This window comes from Leucobacter chromiireducens subsp. solipictus, from assembly GCF_016758195.1.
GTDB lineage: Bacteria > Actinomycetota > Actinomycetes > Actinomycetales > Microbacteriaceae > Leucobacter > Leucobacter solipictus.
The window spans coordinates 415,360-433,702 of sequence record NZ_QYAC01000002.1 but is presented as its reverse complement, the minus strand read 5'-3'; the positions used below and the strand labels follow the sequence as shown (position 1 = coordinate 433,702).

Here is an 18,343-nt window from a genome sequence, read left to right as displayed (position 1 = left end):
GAACTGTTTTCATCCTCGCCAGCTACACTGGTTCGCTATGACACTCGGCCCACTCATCGTGCAGAGCGACCACACCGTCCTTCTGGAGGTCGCTCACCCGGACGCCGAGGACGCTCGGCACGAGCTCGCCGTGTTTGCGGAGCTGGAGCGCGCGCCCGAGCACATCCACACCTATCGCGTGACCCGGCTCGGGCTCTGGAACGCGCGGGCCGCCGGGCACACCGCCGAGGAGATCCTCGAGACCCTGAACACGCACGCAAAGTTCCCGGTCCCGTCCGGCGTCGCCGAGGAAATCGCGGACACGATGCGGCGCTACGGCCGGCTCACGATTGAGCGCGATGCCGAGGGCGAGCTGATCCTGCGCTCCGAAGACGCCGCCGTGCTGCGCGAGGTGACGAGCGCGAAGAAGATCGCACCCCTGCTCGGCAACCGGCGCGACGAGTTCACCTACCCGGTCGAGGCGTGGGCGCGCGGCGAACTCAAACAGCAGCTCGTCGCCCGAGGCTGGCCTGCCGAGGATCTCGCCGGGTATACGCCGGGCGAACCCTACGACATCGCCCTCGCCGAGGAGGGCTGGGAACTTCGCGACTACCAGGCGAAAGCCGTGGAAGCCTTCCAGCGCGGCGGCTCCGGGGTGGTCGTGCTGCCCTGCGGCGCGGGGAAAACCATCGTGGGCGCGGCCTCGATGGTGGCCGTCGGTGCGAAGACGCTGATCCTCGTCACGAATGCCGTCTCCGCGCGGCAGTGGCGCGACGAACTTCTCCGCCGCACGAGCCTCACCGAGGACGAGATCGGCGAGTATTCCGGGCAGGTGAAAGAGGTGAAGCCGGTCACGATCGCGACGTACCAGATCCTCACGAGTCGCCGGAAGGGCGAGTACGCGCATCTGTCGCTGCTCGACGCCGAGGACTGGGGCGTCATCGTCTACGACGAGGTGCACCTGCTCCCCGCGCCCGTGTTCAAGCTGACCGCGGACCTGCAGGCGCGCCGTCGCCTGGGGCTCACGGCGACCCTCGTCCGTGAGGACGGTCGAGAGGGCGACGTCTTCAGCCTCATCGGGCCGAAGCGCTACGACGCCGCGTGGAAAGACATCGAGGCGCAGGGCTTCATTGCCCCGGCCGCCTGCTTCGAGGTGCGCGTGGGGCTCACCGAGTCCGAGCGCATGGAGTACGCGATCGCGGAAGATCAGGACCGCTACCGGATCGCGGCGAGCGCCCCGGTGAAGGAGCGGGTCGCGCGCCGGATCATCGACAACCACCCCGGCGAGAGCGTGCTCGTCATCGGTCAGTACATCGACCAGCTCGAATCCATGTCGGAGGCGCTCGGGGCCCCACTGATTACGGGGCAGACCCCGGTGGACGAGCGCGAACGACTCTTCGGGGCGTTCCGTTCCGGCGAAGAGAAGATCCTCGTCGTGTCCAAGGTGGCGAACTTCTCCGTAGATCTCCCGGATGCGTCCGTCGCGATTCAGATCTCCGGATCCTTCGGGTCCCGGCAGGAGGAGGCGCAGCGCCTGGGCCGCCTGCTGCGCCCGAAGGCGAACGGGGCGACCGCGTCGTTCTACACGCTGATCACTCGCGACACCGTCGATCAGGACTTCGCCCAGAACCGGCAGCGGTTCCTCGCGGAGCAGGGCTACGCGTACACGATCCTCGACGAGGATCAGGTCTAGCGAGTCTGCCGCCGGCCCCCACGGGCCCCGGCCCCGCAATCGCGCCGCCGCGACCACCACATCCACAGGAGATCCTGCGCCCAGGCCCGATTTCGGGAGAAAATCTCCGCGGATTTCGTGAATCTCCTGTGGTTTGTGCGACGCGCGAAATGGGTGCGCCGCGCAATGCGACAGACCCGCCGCGCCTCCGCTCCCGTCCCTAGACGCGGGAGGAGAGCACCCACATCACCCGCGTCCGCTCGGTCTCCGAGGGGTTGCGCCAGATGTGGGCGTGCCGCGCGTCGAAGCTCATGGTGTCCCCCTCGGCGAGGAGGAACGTCTCGGCCTCGATCCGGAGTTCCAGTTCGCCCGCCAGCACGACCACGAATTCGCGGTCCACGGGAAGCCGGTAGGGCTCAGGCTCGAAGCCGCCACCCGGCTCGACCCAGGTCTCGATGACCTGCACGTCGCTCTGCCCGGGCGGGGTGAGGATCGTGTCGGCCACGCCGTCGCCCATGAGCATGGCCGGCTTCCGCTCCGCCAGGCGATTGACGTAGATCTTCGGCGGGTCGAAGAGCCGCCCCATCGGCATGGTGAGCGCGTCGCAGATCGCGGCGAGTGAGGAGATCGAGGCCGAGGCGAGGCCGCGCTCGACCTGCGAGATGAAGCCCTTGGTGAGGCCGGTGAAGTCGGCGACGCTGCTGATCGTCATGCCCCGTTCCTCGCGGGCGACGCGCAGCCGGAAGCCGATCTGCGCCAGCTGTTCAGACGCGCCCGTGTGGGGCTGACGCACCGTGGTACTTCGTTCGGTCATGCACGGAGTCTACCGTTGACGAAAGCCGCGACTGCTGTTTAGTATGACCTCACAGAGTATTGTCACATAAAACACGGCGCGGACGACGAGGTCCGCAGAAGGGACGCAGCACATGCGGCTCGGCCAGGCCATCAGCTCACTGCTCAGCGAATACGGCATCTCGCAGGTCTTCGGAATCCCCGGGGTGCACACGCTCGAACTCTTCCGCGATATCGACCGGAGCGGGCTCAGCGTCACCATCCCGCGCCACGAGCAAGGTGCCGCGTTTATGGCGGACGCCTACACGCGCGTCTCCGGCACCCCCGGCGTGTGCTACCTGATCACCGGGCCCGGGGTACTCAACGCGCTCACACCGATCGGGCAGGCCTGGCACGATTCCATCCCCATGCTCGTCATCGGGTCCACGGTCACGCGCGAACAGCTCGGCGCCCACCGCGGCACGCTGCACGACACCCCGGACCTCGCCGAGGTGCTCCGCCCGTTCACCCTGTTCAGCGAAACCGTGACCACGGCCGAACGCGTGCCCGAGCTCATCGACGAGGCCTTCACCCGCTGGGAGCGGGAGCGTCCGCGCCCCGTCTACATCGGGATCCCGCGCGACCTCCTTGCGGAGGAGGTGGGCGAGCTGCACCGGCCCGCGCCGAATCCCGAGGCCGCACCCGATGCCGCACCCGCGCCCCGCCTCGCGGCGGAACTTGCACGACTTTCGGCGGCCAGCTCCCCCGTCATCATCGCGGGCGGCGGAGCACGCCACGACGGCCCCGCCGTGCAGGCGCTCGCCGAGCGCCTCGCGGCCCCCGTCATCCTGACCGGCAACGCCAAGGGGCTACTGCCCGAGGCGCACCCGCTGAACGCGGGCATCAGCATGCCGTTCCCGCGCACACAGGAACTCGTCAGCGCCGCGGATCTCGTGATCGGCCTCGGCACCGAACTCTCCGATTTTGAGGTGTTGTTCACCGGCACCCCGGAACCCCGGCTCGCGGACGTCCTCCGCGTGGACATCGACCCCGCGGTGACCCACCCGGACCAGCACCAGCCGACGCTCGCGCTCCGCGTCGCCGCGTTCGCCGAGGCCGCACTCGCGGCACTCCCGGCACCGGACGCTGCGGCGAGCGCCGCCGGAACGGCACGAGCGGCGGCGGCCCGCGCCGGTCTCGCAGCTGAGCGCGCCGCGGATCCGCACACCCCCTGGATCGACGCGGTGGCCGATGCCCTCCCGGAGGGCGCCATTCTCACCGCGGACTCCGCGCAGCTCGCGTATCAGGCGCACCACTTCCTCCCGCTCGACACCCCGGGACGGTGGCTCGCACCCTACGGCTACGGTACCCTCGGCCCCGCGCTCCCCATGGCGATCGGTGCCGCCATCGCCGCCCCGGACACGCCCGTCGTGGCGCTCGCCGGCGATGGCAGCGCACTCTTCACGCTGCCGGAGCTGGCCACAGCGCGCGATCTCGGTGCGAACATCACGTTCGTGATCTGGGACAACGGCGGCTACCGCGAGATCGAAGTCTCGTTCGCCCGCACCGACATCCGTCCCGCGGGCGTGCGCACCACCGCACAGGATCTCGGCATGATCGCCGCGGGTTTCGGTGCCGAGATCGCGCGCCCCACCAGCCCGGCCGAACTCACCGCGGCGTTGCGCGCCGCGACCGCTGAGCCAGGCCTCTCCGTCATCGTGGTGCAGGCCCCGGCCGAGCACCGCGTCGAAGCCGATGCACTCCAGGAAGGCACCCCCGCATGACCCTCGAACTCCCCTACACCACCGGCGTGAGCCGCGACGGCCGCCCCGTCACCGGCCAGGTCGATTTCTCCCAGGTGCCCCGCTTCGCGGGCCCCGGCACCTTCGCAGGCCTGCCCAGCCTGGCCGAGGTCGGCGAAGCGCAGGCCGGGGTGATCGGCATCCCGTTTGACTCGGGCGTCACCTTCCGCCCGGGCGCACGCTTTGGCCCCGAGGGCATCCGCGGGGCCAGCCACCTGATCCGCCCCTACAACGTCGAACTCGATTCGTTCCCGTTCGCCGCGCACCAGGTCGCCGACGTCGGGAACCTGGCGGTCACCCCCTTCGGCGTGGACCGCGCCGTCGATGCCATGCTCACCGGGCTCGCCGCGGCCCGCGAGCGCGCCGGCAAGCTGGTGCTCCTGGGCGGGGACCACACCATCGCCTACCCCTCGATCAAGACACTGGCGCGGCACCACGGCCCCATCTCCGTCCTCCACTTCGACGCACACATCGACACCTTCGGGACCTACTTCGGGGCCGCCATGCACCACGGCACCCCCTTCCGGCGGGCTTCGGAGGAGGGCCTGCTCGACCCCGAGGGCTGCATGCACATCGGGATCCGCGGGCCGCTTTACGGTCCGCAGGATCTGTCGGAGGATCGCGCGCTGGGCTTCCAGACCGTGCACTCGAGCGAGTTCTCCACGACCGGGCTCGAGGGGATCCTCGACCAGATGCTGCGCCGACTCGATGGCCGGCCCGTGTACGTGTCCGTCGACATCGACGTGCTCGATCCGGCGTTCGCGCCCGGCACCGGCACCCCGGAGCCCGGCGGCCTCACCAGTCGCGAGCTCCTGTACCTGATCCGGGGCCTGGCCCCGTTGAACATCGTCGGCGCCGACGTCGTCGAGGTCGCCCCGGCCTACGACCACGCCGACGTCACCTCGCTCGCCGCGGCGCACGTCGCGTACGAGTTCCTGTCCCTCTGGGGGCGCTGACCCACCCCATCCCGCGGGTGCCCACGGGCACCCGCACGACGAAACGGAAGAATCAATGACGACCCTCTCCCGCTCACTCACCCGCCCGCTCTCCGCGGTCGCGCTCCTCGGCGCCGCGGGGATCCTGCTCGCCGCGTGCGCGAGCCCGGCCGCCGAGCCCGCGGCCGACCGCGACTTCGGCACCCCCGTCGTCGGCGAGATCCCCGAGGGAATCCTCGCCGGCACCACCCTCACCTACGCCGGACCCGGCGGCATCTTCCAGGAGGGCCAGGACGAAGCGATCTGGCAGCCGTTCGCGACGGCCTCGGGCGCGACGATGCAGATGGACGCATTCGACTCCGGCAAGCTCAAGGCCATGGTCGACGGTGGCAATGTGGTCTGGGACATCGTCGACACCTCGCAGGTCGACACCGCGCGCGGCTGCGGCACGCTCTACGAGAAGATCGACCGTTCACTGATCGACACCTCGGAGCTCCCCGAGGGCACCATCACAGATGAGTGCATGATCCCGAACGTGATGTACGGCTTCGTGATCGCGTACAACACCGAGGCGTTTGGGGACAATCCGCCGAAGAGCGCCGCCGACTTCTTCGACACCGAGAAGTTCCCGGGCAAGCGCACCGTGCCCCAGACCACCTACGTCGACCCGCAGAACCTCGAGTTCCCGCTGCTCGCCGACGGCGTGGACCTCGACAATCTGCAGCCGGAACACATCGACCAGGCCATCGCGAAGTACGAGAGCCTCGGCAGCGACATGATCGCGTGGTCTACCGGCGCCCAGGCGCAGCAGCAGCTCGAAAGCGGCGAGGCCGTCATGGGCTTCGTGTGGTCCGGTCGCGGCTACGGTGCCGCGGAGGCCGGGGCCCCGATCGCCCCCGTGTGGGATGAGTGGCTCGTCGCGATCGACTCGACCGCGATCCCGAAGGGAGCGAAGGATCCCGCCGCCTCGCACGCCGCGATCAACTACTTCCTCGGGGCGGAGCAGCAGGCGGGGATGACCGAGCTGAACTCGATGTCGCCGGTGAACGTCAACGCGGAGCCCCAGGTTGACGACGTGCTCGCCGAGTGGCTCGCGAGCACGCGCTTCGAGACCGGCCACGTCCCGAACTTCGACTTCTGGGTCGAGAACTACGACGCGATGTCCGATGCCTGGGCGAAGTGGGTGACCGGGGCGTAGGCCGATCCTGCGCTGCGTGTCGCCGGGGCCGGTGCCCGCTCCGTCCTGGGCCCGGCTCCTGCTCCGGCTCCGGCTCCGGTCCAGCTCCGGCTCCGGCTCCGGCGACACGCGGACCTACCTTCCAGCTAGTTCATAGCAAACAATCAGAGACTGGGAACATGAACACTCAGCCAAAGGGACCCCGGATTCTGATCGTTGACGACGAGCCCAACATCCGCGAGCTGCTCAGCACGAGCCTCCGGTTCGCTGGGTTCGGTGTGCGCGCCGTCGCCAACGGCGCGCAGACCATCTCCGCCGTACTGGAGGAGGAGCCCGACCTGATCGTGCTCGACGTGATGCTGCCCGACATGAACGGATTCAGTGTCACGAAGCGGCTCCGCTCCGCCGGCTATACCGCACCCATTATCTTCCTCACCGCGAAGGACGACACCGAGGACAAGATCGAGGGCCTCACGGTCGGCGGCGACGACTACGTCACGAAGCCGTTCAGCCTCGACGAGATCATCGCGCGCATCAAGGCCGTGCTCCGCCGCACCATCCAGGAGGACGAGGACTCGGTCCTCACGGTCGGCCCGATCACCATGGATCAGGACACCCACGAGGTCTCCGTCGGGGGCGCCTCCGTGGAGCTCTCCCCCACCGAGTTCAAGCTGCTGCGGTACCTGATGCAGAACGCGAACCGCGTCTTGTCGAAAGCGCAGATCCTCGATCACGTGTGGGAATACGACTTCAACGGCGACGCCGGCATCGTCGAGTCCTACATCTCCTACCTGCGCCGCAAGCTTGATCCGCTGACCGAGGAATCGCTGATCCAGACGAAGCGCGGCTTCGGGTACATGCTCAAGACCGAAGCAAAGTAGCGTGGCCCGGCAGAGCTTCACCGACCGATGGGCCGACATCTCGCTGCGCGCGAAGATCACCGGGGTCACGGTGTTCATCCTGTTCCTGGGACTCGTCGTTGCGGGAGTCGGCACCCTCTCGGTGCTGCGGCCGATGCTGCTCTCCAATCAAACCTCCTCCCTGCTGCAGCTGCGCAAGGATCCGACCGCCGCACTCGCGGTTGACGCGAACGGTTCGCAGCTCAGCCCGGAGGACATTCGCTACGCGAACCAGCAGTACTACGTGGCGCTCTTCGACTCCTCAGGCGCGCTGCAGTACGACAACACCCTGGGGCTGCGGCCCTCCTCCGTGCCTGAGCTGCAACACCCGATGACCCTCGACTCGGTCACGCAGGATCCGGCGCAGATCATCCAGATGACGAGCCCGGACCGCGTCGATTGGCGTGCCATTGCGATCCCGATCCTGGTACCGGGCGAGCAGAGCGCCATCCTGCTCATCGCCTCTTCCATGGCGGGGATCAATCAGGTCGTCGCGCAGTACGTCATCATCTTCACGGGCTTCGGCATCGCCGTGATCCTACTCGGTGCGGCGCTCACGCGGCTCCTCGTCACCACCACGTTCCTACCCCTCGCGGAGGTCGAACAAACGGCGCTCGAGATCGCCCGCGGCGACACCTCGAAGCGGATCATGGTGGCAAGCCCGCACACGGAGGTGGGGCACCTCGGGGAATCCCTGAACATCATGCTCGATCGGCTCGACGGGTCCATCGAAGAGCAAGCGCACACGATCGACCGGATGCGCCGCTTCATCGGTGACGCGAGCCATGAACTCCGCACGCCCCTCGTGTCCGTCCGCGGCTACGCCGAGCTCTACCGGATGGGCGCGCTGCAGGACACCGAACAGGTCGGACAGGCGATGGAGCGGATCGAGAAAGAAGCGATCCGCATGACCTCCCTCGTGGAGGATCTTCTGGCCCTCGCGCGCCTCGACGAACGCCGGCCGCTGCAGCTTACGTCCCTCCCCCTGAACCAGCTTGCCCGGGACGCCGCCCTCGACGCCCGCGCACAGGCACCCGACCGAGAGGTCACCGTCGTCGAGGACGCGGCCGACCCCACCGTGACCGGCGACGAGCACAAGGTGCGACAGCTCCTCACGAACCTCATCGGCAACGCCATGCGGCACACCCCCGAGGGCAGTCCGATCGAGATCGTGGTCTCCGCGCCGCCCGTGGCGGAGGGCGCACCCACGATCGGCCGCTTCGAGATCGTCGACCACGGCGAGGGCGTGCCCGAACAGATCCGGGACAAGATATTCGGCCGCCTCTGGCGCGCGGACTCCTCCCGCAACCGGGAGACGGGCGGCTCCGGGCTGGGCCTTGCGATCGTGCAGTCGATCGTGGAGGCGCACCGCGGCACCGTGAGCGTGCACGATACCCCGGGCGGCGGCGCAACCTTCCGCGTGGACCTGCCGGCGCACGAGCAGCCCGCCACCGGCTCCACCCCGCTCCCCGCGGGCGACTAGCTGCGAGGTCTGGGGTCGGGCCTGGGGTTGGACCCGAGCCTAGGCCTAGGCCTGGGCCTCGGGCCCGCGCTTCAGTCGAGCGGGGAACCCCGGTCCTCCCGCGCCCGAGTCTCATACACCGTGGCTTTGGCTCACCAAAACCACGGAGATTCACGAGTCCGCAGGAGATCTCCAAGGGCAAACGTCCCCTGGCCGATGGATCTCCTAGGGACCTGTCACCGCACGACGCACCGCGCCGTGGGCTGACGGGCACCCGGGGCACCCCGGGGTCCCGGGTGCCCCGGGTGCCCGCGTGTTTGCGCACCAGCGAGCCCGAAGCCTCGGGCACCGTGGCCCTGGCTCACCAAAACCACGGAGATTCACGAGTCCGCAGGAGTTTTTCTGGGGCAAATGCCCCCTCGCCGAAGGATCTCCTAGTGACCTGTCACCGCACTCGAAGTCTCATGCGCCGTGGCCCTGGCTCACCAAAACCACGGAGATTCACGAGTCCGCAGGAGTTTTTCTGGGGCAAATGCCCCCTCGCCGAAGGATCTCCTAGTGACCTGTCACCGCACTCGAAGTCTCATGCGCCGTGGCCCTGGCTCACCAAAACCACGGAGATTCACGAGTCCGCAGGAGTTTTTCTGGGGCAAATGCCCCCTCGCCGATGGATCTCCTAGGAACCTGTCACCGCACGACGCACCGCACCGGGGCAAGTGGGCACCCCGGCACGCCCGTGCGCTCAGGTGCTCGTGTGCTCAGGTGCTCGTGTGCTCAGGCACCCGTGTGTTCGGGTCTCCCGGGCTCGGGCCTCCTGCACTGGCTCACCAAAATCACGGAGATTCACGATTCCGCAGGAGATTTTCAGAGGCAAACTTCCCCTCGCCGAAGGATCTCCTGGGCGAACGTCGCTGCACCGAGGCAAGCACCGCACACCCGAGCGAGCACCGCGCACTGGCCAACGCCGCGCGCGGACGAGCACTGCGCCGACGTCAGCCCGGGAGCTGCGGGCGGGCACGCAGCTGCGACAGCGCCGTCATAATGAGCCGTTGCACCTCGGGCCAGTCGCGCTCCACTTGGCGCGAACTCACACGGATCGTCACGTACCCGTTCACTGCGAGTTCGGCGTCCTGAAGGTTGTCGGCGTCGCGCTGCGGCCCGACGTGATGCCCGCCGTCGATCTGCAGTACCAGGGCGCGCTCAATGAGAAAGTCCACGCGGTGCCCCAGCACCCAGGCCTGCGGCACCACGTGCAACTGGAGTGAGCGAAGTCGGTGGCCCACGTAACTCTCTAGACCCGAGTCCGAGAACTCACTGCAGGCGTCCAGAAGCCCCCGCTCACGCCGGTTGAGCGCGAGCAATGCGAGTCTCGCCCGTGTCGTCGCGCCCCGCCGCAGTGCCGACTCCCACACGGCGAGCGCGTGCTCGGTTGGGAGGCACGCGGCGGCGAACACGAGTGCGTTCTCCAGGTGATCCACTACTTGGAAGGGTGCGCGGCGCAGCTTCGGCATCGCCCAGTGACAGACGTGGTCGCCAGGAATGACCTGTGATTTTGGGGTGCGCGACGCGACGTGGGGGCGCACCAGGGGTGTCGGCATCCATAGGCCACGCAGTTCGACAACCGACATGCAGCTCAGCACGGCACCGTGTTGTACCGCGTGTACGAGCTGCGGGGCGACATCGGGAAGCGCGATCCACCCGTGTGCAGGGCGCACCAATTGCGCACGAGCCACGAGCGCTCGGATGCTGTGGGCGCTCAGGCCGCGCTCGATGAGCCTGCGGGTGCGCGAGATACCGTCATTGCGCTGGAGGTACCGTATGGGGTTCATCCCTCCAGTGTTCGACACGCTCGCGCTCCGCGGTGACCCCACCGCCTCACTGTGGATAACTATCGCAGCCAGCGCTGTATCCCCACCCTGGTCCGCCAGGCTTACTCGGGCCGCCGACGTCGCGCGCCCGACCTGGCAACGACGAACCCACAGGAGATTCGCGAACGCCTAGGAGGTTGCACCCCCGAACAGGGTCGAGGGCGAAGAATCTCCGAGGTATTGGTGATCCGGGATCACGCCGCGGTCGCGTCGCCGGATCCGCAGGGATCACGCCGGATTCGGGCCGCCGCTGGACCCCGCGCACACGCGCACATGTACCCCGCACCCTCGCACACCCCGCGCCCTCGCCTAACCGCCCCAGGCAACCGCCGCACCCCGTACAAGCCACACCCCTGAAAACGCCACAGGGGGCCGCGCCCGAAGGCGCGACCCCCTGTGAAGGTGCAGGACTTAGAAGTCCATGCCACCGGTCGGGTCACCAGCCGGAGCGGCAGCAGCCGGCTCGGGCTTGTCGGCAACGACGACCTCGGTGGTGAGGAACAGGCCGGCGATCGACGCGGCGTTCTGCAGCGCGGAGCGCGTCACCTTGGCCGGGTCGAGGATGCCCTGCGCAGCAAGGTCACCGTACTCGCCCGATGCAGCGTTCAGGCCGTGGCCGAGGGGCAGGTTTGCCACGCGATCGACGACAACGCCCGGCTCCAGGCCCGCGTTGAGCGCGATCTGACGCAGCGGTGCCTCGATGGCAGCCTGGACGATCTTCGCGCCGACGGCCTCGCCCTCGGTGAGCTCCAGCGAGTCGAACACGTCCTTGCCCGCCTGGATCAGCGCGACGCCACCGCCGGGGAGCACGCCCTCTTCAACGGCTGCCTTCGCGTTGCGAACGGCGTCCTCGATGCGGTGCTTGCGCTCCTTGAGCTCCACCTCGGTTGCGGCGCCAGCCTTGATGACGGCAACGCCACCGGCGAGCTTCGCGAGACGCTCCTGGAGCTTCTCACGGTCGTAGTCGCTGTCGGTCGACTCGATCTCACGACGGATCTGGGTCACGCGGCCCTGGATCGCCTCTTCTTCGCCGCCACCCTGAACGATGGTGGTCTCGTCCTTGGTGATGATGACCTTGCGAGCGGTGCCGAGCATGTCGAGGGTGGTGTTCTCGAGCTTGAGGCCCACCTCCTCGGAGATGACCTGGCCGCCGGTGAGGATCGCGATGTCCTGCAGCATGGCCTTGCGGCGATCGCCGAAGCCCGGGGCCTTGACGGCTGCGGACTTGAAGATGCCGCGGATCTTGTTCAGCACGAGGGTCGCGAGCGCTTCGCCCTCGACGTCCTCAGCAATGATGAGGAGCTGCTTGCCCGACTGGATGACGGGATCGACGACGGGGAGCAGGTCCTTGATGTTGGAGACCTTGCCGTTGACGATGAGGACGTAGGGGTCCTCGAAGACCGCTTCCTGGCGATCAGCGTCGGTGACGAAGTAGGCGGAGAGGTAGCCCTTGTCGAAGCGCATGCCCTCGGTCAGCTCGAGCTCGGTGCCGAAGGTGTTCGACTCCTCGACGGTGACGACGCCTTCCTTGCCGACCTTGTCGATCGCCTCAGCGATCAGGGCACCGATCTGCTCGTCGGCTGCGGAGATCGAAGCCGTTGCGGCGATCTCGGAGGTCGTCTCGATCTCCTTGGCGTTGGCCAGGAGCTGAGCGGTCATCGCGGCAACAGCCTTCTCGATGCCCTTCTTGATCGCGATGGGGTCGCTGCCCGCAGCAACGTTACGGAGGCCCTCGCGGACCAGCGCCTGTGCAAGAACGGTTGCGGTGGTCGTGCCGTCGCCCGCGACGTCGTCGGTCTTCTTCGCGACCTCCTTGACCAGCTCAGCACCGATCTTCTCGTACGGGTCGTCGAGCTCGATCTCCTTGGCAATGGAGACACCGTCGTTCGTGATCGTGGGGGCGCCCCACTTCTTCTCGAGGACGACGTTGCGGCCGCGCGGGCCAAGCGTCACCTTCACGGCATCAGCGAGAATGTTCAGGCCTCGCTCAAGCCCACGACGTGCTTCCTCATCAAACGCAATGATCTTTGCCATGTAATTCGCCTCTCCTGGACGTTCTCGGTGTGGTGAGCAGCGCATCAACACGGAGCATCGATGCGCGAAGCTTTAGCACTCAGTCGATTCGACTGCTAACACCAATCTTGGCACTCACGCGGGGTGAGTGCAAGCGGTATCGCTCGCGTACAGCGAACAAGGAGCGAGGGTCCGGGAGGCCTACCGACTAGGGAGTGGCTGCGGCAGGATCCACCGCGAGGCCCGTCGCCGGGTCCACGGGCAGCCCCGTCGCCGGATCGATCGGGAAGCCGGTTGCCGGATCAATTTCCCAGCCGGTCGCCGGATCGATCTCGGGTTCCTCGCTCGCACCGTTCCCGGCACCGCCCATGGAGATCGACCCGTCAGTTCCAGGGTCGGTGTCCGCGGCGATCTGCGCCGCTTCGGTGAGCCCCGGGCCTTGGTAATCCGCGCCGATCAGCACCACCAGCTGGGCCCCGTACTGCTCGTAGTCCGCGGTCGTGTACGTCGAGAGTCCACCGAGTTTCGCGGCGAGCCCGGCCGCGGCCCCCTCGTCCGCAGGGTCCGAGTAGAACACCGCCGAGATCTGCACGTCCGACGCGGAGGCGCTGCCCGAGAACAGGATCTTGCCCCAGGCCTCTTCCGTCACGATCTTGTCGACCGCGGCCGCCAGATGCTCCGTGGTGGTCCCGTTGAGCACCGCGATCGTCGCATCCGGGTTAATCTCAGCGTCGGGCTTCTCCTGCGTGGCCGAGGAGGTCAGGCTGTCGCCACGGATGGGCAGCTTCCCCGCATCGCCGATCGCGTGCACCGCGAGCACGCCGAGCGTCGTCAGAATCGCAAACCCCAAGAGCCCGGCAATGACGTACTGCCACGTGTATCGCGGCCGCGCGGTCACCCGGTGGGCCCCCACTCGCCCACTCCGCGAAATACGGTCGAACCGATCCTCGGGGTAGTCCTGACGGCCCCCCGGACGCGCCCCTGCGTCTTCGGTTCGTTTCGCCACGCGGTTCTCCTCGGTCAGTCTGCGGTGGATCACCACGATGAAACCGCAGGATCAGCCCCTAGAGTACAACGTGATTCCTGCCAGGACGGTGGATCCGGCACCGAATCCCCATGGTCATGGGCGAAAGCTTCGCGCGGGAACGGCCCGCGGGCCCTGGCGCGTCACGCACAAACGCGCTCACGCGCGGTCGGTCGAGCGAGGCGCTCAGGCGCTCAGGTACTCCGTCAGCGAATCATCCCCCGGGCTACGCCCGTCGGCTGGGCGCGCACGCGCACCCAGCACCGGATCGCATACCGTGACAGGAGCCCCGGCGCGACCCGCACGAAAACGCTCACGCGTTTTCATGTGAGCGGGACGCGCACGTTACCCCAGCGAATCCGGTGCATACACCGCGCGGGCGAGGCCGTCGATCACGTCCGGGATCCGCGTGCCGCCGGCGAACAGCAGGGTGTCGTCCACGTCGATGATTCGGCGATTCTTGCCGGCCGTCGTCAGCGCGATACTGGGCTGCGCCTCCAGCAGGCCGTCTACCCCGCCGGCGCTCTCCAGGCCCTTGGTCATGACGAGAATGACATCGGGATCGATCGCGATGAGCGCCTCGTCCGTCATCGGCTTTTCGCCCTTCCACCCGATCTCCGCGGCGACGTCAACGGCGCCGATCGACCGGATCAGGCTATCCACGCCGCTGCCCTCACCAAACAGGTAGTAGATCCCCGAGGTGCCACGAACGTAGAGGAATGCCACGCGTGGGAGCTTCTCCGGGTCCTCGGGAAGGAGCGTCGCGACCTCCGCCTCCTTGGCTGCGATCGCCGCCTGCAGCGTATCGATCAGCGGCGGTGCCGAATCGGGCACCCCCAGCGCGTCAGCGACCTGCTGCGCCGTCACGAAGGTGCTCTCCGCGTCGACCGCGCGATCCACGGTGATCACGGGGATCCCGGCGTCACGCATTTGCAGCACCACGTCCGTCGGGCCGATCGACCCGTCCGTGAGGATCACCGTCGGGCTCAGCCCCAACACGCTCTCGGCATCAATCGAGTGCCCGTCACGGGTGACGATCGGCAGATCCTCCGAACCGGGGAAGTTGGTCGAGATGTCGCGACCCACCAGCTGATCCGAGAGGCCGTAGGCGTGCACAAGCTCGCCGAGCGAACCGCTCAGGGACAGCGCGAGCACGCGGGAGGTGTCGGTCACCGTCACCTCGGTGTCGCCGGATCGGTCGTGCGAGGTCACCGTTGCGGGCAGCTCCGGCGTGGGTGCCTCGGCGACGGGCGCGATCGAGGGGCCCCCGATCAGCGCGGTCGTGGGGCCTTGAATGTTGCTCGGATCCGGCGCGGGGGTGAGGTCCGAAATCGGGGGCAGCTCCACCGTCTCGGCGGACTCCAGGCCACCCGGGGCACCAACGCTCTGGCACGCCGTCAACCCCAGCCCCAGCAACGCGACGGTGGCGAGTGCGAGAGCGCGACGCGTGCGCCGACCGCGGAACGTGTGCATGGGGTCCCTTCGATTCTGCGATGCGTCCCGGGACCGATGGTGCATCAGGCATCACACGCCCCTGCGCATTTCCCGTACGCCAGCGGGGGTAAGTCTAACCTAGTGAAGGTATGATGAAGCTACAGGGTCGTCGCGGGGACGTGGCACTCGGCGCGTGCGCGCGCCCGGGATCCTGACCCACGAACTCTCACGAAAGCTGTCCTTCGCACGCATGACTGCCCTTCAGAAACGGACCGGTTCCCGGCACGCCGCGAAGACGACGATCCTGTTCACGTCGCTCGCGGTCGCGCTCATCGTCTCAGTACTCGTTTCCGCCGGCACCGGCCAGCTCGGGGTGCCCCCGCAGGAGGTCCTCGGATCCCTGCTGCACCGCGTCGGGATCGACTGGCTCCCCATGCCGAGCCACCCCGCCGGCGATCAGACGCTGTGGGCGATCCGGTTCCCACGCGTCTCGATGGCAGCGCTGGTCGGCGCCGGGCTTGCGGTCTCGGGTCTCCTCATGCAGGCGATCTTCGGGAACCCGCTCGCGGAACCCGGCGTGATCGGCATCTCTTCGGGTGCCGCTGTGGGCGCGGGGCTCGCGATCGTGTTCGGGCTGACGCTGTTCGGCGAGTGGACCACGGCGATCCTCGCCTTCATCTTCGGCCTCGGCGCCACCCTCATCGTGTACGCGATGAGTCGCGCCGACGGGAAAACCGAGGTGGTCACGCTCGTCCTCACCGGTATCGCGGTGAACGCGATCGGCGGTGCCGGGATTGCGCTCCTGACGTTCCTCGGGGACACGCAGTCGCGTGAGCAGATCGTGTTCTGGCAGCTCGGCAGCCTCGCTGGCAGCCGCTGGTCGCAGGTCCTGATCATCGCCCCGATCATCGCGGTGGGGCTGCTCGCGGCCTATATCGCGGCACACAAACTCGATCTGCTGGCGCTCGGCGAGCGCAACGCGCGGCATCTCGGCGTCAACGTCGAAGCACTCCGGATCGTCATGATCTTCGTCGTCGCCCTGCTCGTCGGTGCCGCCGTCGCGTTTGCGGGCATCATCTCCTTCGTGGGGCTCGTGATCCCGCATCTGATGCGCATGATCCTGGGCCCGGCGCACCTCCCCCTCGTCACGGCGAGCGCCCTCGGCGGTGCGCTCCTGCTGACCCTGGCGGATCTCGCCGCCCGCACCCTGGTTCCCATGGCGGACATGCCGATCGGCATGCTTACCGCCCTCGTCGGCGGCCCGTTCTTCTTCTGGCTGTTGCGACGAACCCGCAAGCGAAGTGGAGGTTGGGGATGAGCGCGCGACACTTGGCGCTCCCGACTCGCGCCGCCGTCGGCGAGGTCGTCTGCGCCGCAGAGAACGTGGGCCTGAAGCGCGGCGGCCGCGCACTGCTGGATCAGGTTTCGCTCGAGGTCCGCGCGGGCGAGGTGCTCGCACTGCTCGGACCGAACGGTGCCGGGAAGTCAACGTTGCTGAGCGTGCTGTCCGGTGACGTCGCGGCCGATTCGGGCGTCGCCCGCTTCGGCGGTCGTCCGATCGCAGAGTGGTCGCTCGGCGAGCTATCACGCCGGCGCAGCGTGTTGCTCCAGGACAACCAGTTGCTCTTCCCCTTCACGGTGCACCAGGTCGTCGAGATGGGCCGCGCGCCCTGGCGGAAAACCCCGTTCGAGGACGAAGACAACGAGGCGATCTCCGAGGCCATTGCGTCCGCCGACATCGCCCACCTCGGCAACCGCCGCGTCCCCTCGCTCTCGGGTGGGGAGCGCGCCCGAACCGCGTTCGCTCGGGTGATCGCGGGCCGCACCGGCGTGCTGATGCTCGACGAGCCGACAGCCGCGCTGGATCTCGGGCACCAGGAAGCGGTGCTCGGACTTGCGCGGGAGCGCGCGGCTGCCGGTGACGCGGTCCTCGTGGTCCTGCACGATCTCAATCTCGCCGCGGCGTACTCGGATCGGATCGCGCTGCTGCGCGACGGCAAGATTTACGCCTGCGACGCCCCCGCAGAGGTGCTCACCGCGGAGATCGTCAGCGAGGTGTACCGCACCCCGGTCGAGGTGATCCCGCACCCCGTCACCGGGCAGGGGATCGTCATGCCTAAGCGCGCGTAGCGCGACGCACCGATACCGGCACCGGGCACCAGCACCCGGCACCAGCACCGGCACTCGGCGCCCCGCACTGCCACCGCCCAGAACCGACCCGCTCCTTGCATCACGGCCCCGAACCCACGGAAATTCCGTCGGTTTCGGGGCCGCTGTGCCAGTTCGGGGTCGGATCTCCGAGCGCCGGACTAGGGTGCGTCGTTTCCGGGGTCGGTCTCGGACGGCTGAGCGTTCGGCCGCTTGCGTCCGCCAAGCAGCATCCCGCCGGTCACTCCGATGACGAGGAGCGCGACGGCACCGATGCCGATCGGCAGCCACGGGATTGCCGGGGCGGCGTTCTCGGTGTCGGTCGCGCCTGGAGCCGGCGTCGGTGCGCTCGGCATCTCCGTCTCGGGCATGACCACCGCGGTACTCTCCCCCAGCTCGCAGCCGGACACGGTTGCGGTGAGCGCGATCGGGTCGAGCTCCTCCCCCGCGACATAGCTGCCGTACTCGCCGTTCAGGGCGGCAGCCCCCTCGGCGGTGAGGCGCGGGATCGCGCTCTCCAGGGAGAGCTCGGTGCCGCCCGCGGTGACCGCATCCGTCAGGTCGATCTTCGCGGCGCGCAGCGTCTCGGCTGTCGCCTCGCCCCCAGCATCCGCGGCATCGGTCGCCCCGATCGTGAGCGTCAGGTAGGCCGTGTCGTCACCGGTGAACTCGAGCTTCGGATCCGACAGATCCAGCTCCATCGCGCCGCTATGCCCAGTGAAGTGGATCGCCCCGGTGAAGGCGATAGTTCCCTCGGCCAGGTCGCTCGAGACGGCCCCAGTCACCTGGTCCCAGATGAAGCTCGGGGTTTCGTAGCGCATGTCGTCGCTCACGGTCCACTCGCCGTTGGCGATGGATCCGCTGATGTACGAGCGGAAGCTCTCTTTCACGCCCCAGGTGAGCGTCCCGGAGCTCACCGTGCACGTTGGGTCCGCGGTGGTCGCGGTCGCCGAGAGCGGCGTTGCCGGCACCGGGCCCGCCGGTGCCGCGGTGGCGGCCGTCGGGACGAACAGCGCCCCCGCTGCGATGAGACCTCCGCCGACCAGAGCGAGCGCGCGTCGCGGGTGTCGACGCCCGAGGTCCTGAGGGTTCTGCACGATTGAGTCTCCTTGTGTTCCTGGGACGGGATAGTGCCCGGTTCGGGCGGGGGCGCTCCAGT

At 68.2% G+C, this 18,343-nt stretch carries 14 protein-coding genes; 8 read left to right on the top strand and 6 right to left on the bottom strand.

Annotated elements, in window-relative coordinates; all coding sequences use genetic code 11:
* The first annotated feature begins 37 nt into the window (after positions 1-37).
* On the top strand, positions 38-1,672 hold the full coding sequence (locus tag D3230_RS05370) for a DNA repair helicase XPB (RefSeq protein ID WP_202343976.1): 1,635 nt from the start codon (positions 38-40) through the stop codon (positions 1,670-1,672).
* Positions 1,673-1,871: 199 nt separating this feature from the next.
* Here the strand turns inward: D3230_RS05370 and D3230_RS05365 are convergent, their stop codons facing one another.
* Entirely contained in the window at positions 1,872-2,465 is a 594-nt protein-coding gene (locus D3230_RS05365) for a helix-turn-helix domain-containing protein (RefSeq protein WP_202343975.1), read from the bottom strand.
* A 112-nt stretch (positions 2,466-2,577) separates the two neighbouring features.
* Between D3230_RS05365 and D3230_RS05360 the strand changes: the two genes are divergently transcribed.
* The 5 genes from D3230_RS05360 (at position 2,578) to D3230_RS05340 (ending at position 8,718) form a co-directional block, all read left to right on the top strand.
* On the top strand, positions 2,578-4,206 hold the full coding sequence (locus D3230_RS05360; RefSeq protein ID WP_202343974.1) for a 5-guanidino-2-oxopentanoate decarboxylase: 1,629 nt from the start codon (positions 2,578-2,580) through the stop codon (positions 4,204-4,206).
* Positions 4,203-5,180 (top strand): agmatinase, encoded by a 978-nt coding sequence (speB, locus tag D3230_RS05355; protein WP_202343973.1) that lies wholly within the window; start codon positions 4,203-4,205, stop codon positions 5,178-5,180. The genes D3230_RS05360 and speB overlap by 4 nt, the downstream gene beginning before the upstream one ends.
* A 55-nt stretch (positions 5,181-5,235) precedes the next feature.
* Positions 5,236-6,357, top strand: a complete 1,122-nt coding sequence (locus tag D3230_RS05350; protein WP_202343972.1) for an ABC transporter substrate-binding protein — start codon at positions 5,236-5,238, stop codon at positions 6,355-6,357.
* Positions 6,358-6,515: 158 nt separating this feature from the next.
* Complete coding sequence (locus D3230_RS05345) at positions 6,516-7,217, top strand: response regulator transcription factor (RefSeq protein ID WP_202343971.1); 702 nt, start codon at positions 6,516-6,518, stop codon at positions 7,215-7,217.
* A 1-nt stretch (position 7,218) separates the two neighbouring features.
* Entirely contained in the window at positions 7,219-8,718 is a 1,500-nt protein-coding gene (locus D3230_RS05340) for an ATP-binding protein (protein ID WP_202343970.1), read from the top strand.
* Positions 8,719-9,689: 971 nt separating this feature from the next.
* On the opposite strand, the gene D3230_RS05335 is transcribed toward D3230_RS05340, so the two are convergent.
* From D3230_RS05335 to D3230_RS05320, 4 genes are all read right to left on the bottom strand, one after another.
* Positions 9,690-10,526, bottom strand: a complete 837-nt coding sequence (locus tag D3230_RS05335) for an endonuclease domain-containing protein (RefSeq protein ID WP_237466951.1) — start codon at positions 10,524-10,526, stop codon at positions 9,690-9,692.
* Positions 10,527-10,976: 450 nt separating this feature from the next.
* The gene (gene groL / locus D3230_RS05330) at positions 10,977-12,599 is read right to left on the bottom strand and encodes a chaperonin GroEL (protein WP_202343969.1); all 1,623 of its coding nucleotides are present in this window, start codon (positions 12,597-12,599) and stop codon (positions 10,977-10,979) included.
* A gap of 187 nt (positions 12,600-12,786) precedes the next feature.
* The gene (locus tag D3230_RS05325; protein ID WP_202343968.1) at positions 12,787-13,584 is read right to left on the bottom strand and encodes a LytR C-terminal domain-containing protein; all 798 of its coding nucleotides are present in this window, start codon (positions 13,582-13,584) and stop codon (positions 12,787-12,789) included.
* Positions 13,585-13,947: 363 nt separating this feature from the next.
* Positions 13,948-15,075, bottom strand: coding sequence for a heme/hemin ABC transporter substrate-binding protein (locus D3230_RS05320; RefSeq protein ID WP_202343967.1), 1,128 nt, complete (start codon positions 15,073-15,075; stop codon positions 13,948-13,950).
* Between the two features lie 211 nt (positions 15,076-15,286).
* Between D3230_RS05320 and D3230_RS05315 the strand changes: the two genes are divergently transcribed.
* A complete protein-coding gene (locus D3230_RS05315; protein ID WP_202343966.1) occupies positions 15,287-16,354 on the top strand; it encodes a FecCD family ABC transporter permease in 1,068 nt (355 codons plus the stop codon).
* Positions 16,351-17,166 carry a heme ABC transporter ATP-binding protein gene (locus D3230_RS05310; RefSeq protein ID WP_202343965.1) on the top strand — a complete coding sequence of 272 codons (816 nt, stop codon included), beginning with the start codon at positions 16,351-16,353 and terminating at the stop codon, positions 17,164-17,166. Before D3230_RS05315 ends, D3230_RS05310 begins: the two co-directional genes overlap by 4 nt.
* Positions 17,167-17,345: 179 nt before the next feature.
* On the opposite strand, the gene D3230_RS05305 is transcribed toward D3230_RS05310, so the two are convergent.
* A complete protein-coding gene (locus D3230_RS05305) occupies positions 17,346-18,281 on the bottom strand; it encodes an HtaA domain-containing protein (RefSeq protein ID WP_337249098.1) in 936 nt (311 codons plus the stop codon).
* Positions 18,282-18,343 lie beyond the last annotated feature (62 nt).

Excerpts from the sequence above, each read along its gene's own strand:
- D3230_RS05360 (WP_202343974.1), top strand. The coding sequence starts at position 2,578 with ATGCGGCTCGGCCAGGCCATCAGCTCACTGCTCAGCGAATACGGCATC.
- D3230_RS05365 (WP_202343975.1), bottom strand. The coding sequence starts at position 2,465 with ATGACCGAACGAAGTACCACGGTGCGTCAGCCCCACACGGGCGCGTCT.
- D3230_RS05315 (WP_202343966.1), top strand. The coding sequence starts at position 15,287 with ATGACTGCCCTTCAGAAACGGACCGGTTCCCGGCACGCCGCGAAGACG.
- groL (WP_202343969.1), bottom strand. The coding sequence starts at position 12,599 with ATGGCAAAGATCATTGCGTTTGATGAGGAAGCACGTCGTGGGCTTGAG.
- D3230_RS05320 (WP_202343967.1), bottom strand. The coding sequence starts at position 15,075 with ATGCACACGTTCCGCGGTCGGCGCACGCGTCGCGCTCTCGCACTCGCC.
- D3230_RS05335 (WP_237466951.1), bottom strand. The coding sequence starts at position 10,526 with ATGAACCCCATACGGTACCTCCAGCGCAATGACGGTATCTCGCGCACC.
- D3230_RS05310 (WP_202343965.1), top strand. The coding sequence starts at position 16,351 with ATGAGCGCGCGACACTTGGCGCTCCCGACTCGCGCCGCCGTCGGCGAG.
- D3230_RS05370 (WP_202343976.1), top strand. The coding sequence starts at position 38 with ATGACACTCGGCCCACTCATCGTGCAGAGCGACCACACCGTCCTTCTG.
- D3230_RS05350 (WP_202343972.1), top strand. The coding sequence starts at position 5,236 with ATGACGACCCTCTCCCGCTCACTCACCCGCCCGCTCTCCGCGGTCGCG.
- D3230_RS05345 (WP_202343971.1), top strand. The coding sequence starts at position 6,516 with ATGAACACTCAGCCAAAGGGACCCCGGATTCTGATCGTTGACGACGAG.
- speB (WP_202343973.1), top strand. The coding sequence starts at position 4,203 with ATGACCCTCGAACTCCCCTACACCACCGGCGTGAGCCGCGACGGCCGC.